The following is a 402-nucleotide window of genomic DNA, read 5'->3' as shown; positions in this document are numbered from 1 at the left end:
TGGCGTTGTTGCGGGCTGTCGTTTGCGCCGCTTTCGAAACGCGGCGATTGGCGCGAGCCAACTTGCTGGCCACCTCGCCGCTATAGCGAGACGCCGCCGCGTTGCCGGCATCGGTCTGTTTTCTGCCTTTGCTGGCGATTGCGGCCTTGATTTCCCGACCATCCGCCGTGCCGCGCTTCTCATATGGTTCGCTTGCCGTTGCTGGGGCAGCTGCCGGACTGGGTCTCGCGCTGGGGATCGGCGGCTGCTCCGGAACGGCGACAGGCACTTCGGCGCTCTCGGGGCGAACGGTCGGCTGCGCCGGCGTTTCGGCCTTGGGAGCCACGCTCTGGTCATCGGGGCGGGGGGCGCCGGCCACCAGTATGTCCGGAGTGACCGTCTGCCGTTTTACAGGTTCCGGCA

At 67.4% G+C, this 402-nt stretch carries 1 pseudogene; it reads right to left on the bottom strand.

What is annotated here, in order from left to right:
* Nucleotides 1-358 (bottom strand): annotated as a pseudogene (locus tag EN935_RS41705) (energy transducer TonB); the annotation flags it as partial.
* Nucleotides 359-402: the final 44 nt, after the last annotated feature.

Origin of the sequence: Mesorhizobium sp. M7D.F.Ca.US.004.03.1.1 (genome assembly GCF_003998635.1) — a bacterium.
GTDB classification, from domain to species: domain Bacteria; phylum Pseudomonadota; class Alphaproteobacteria; order Rhizobiales; family Rhizobiaceae; genus Mesorhizobium; species Mesorhizobium loti.
This window is presented reverse-complemented; position numbering and strand designations above follow the sequence as displayed.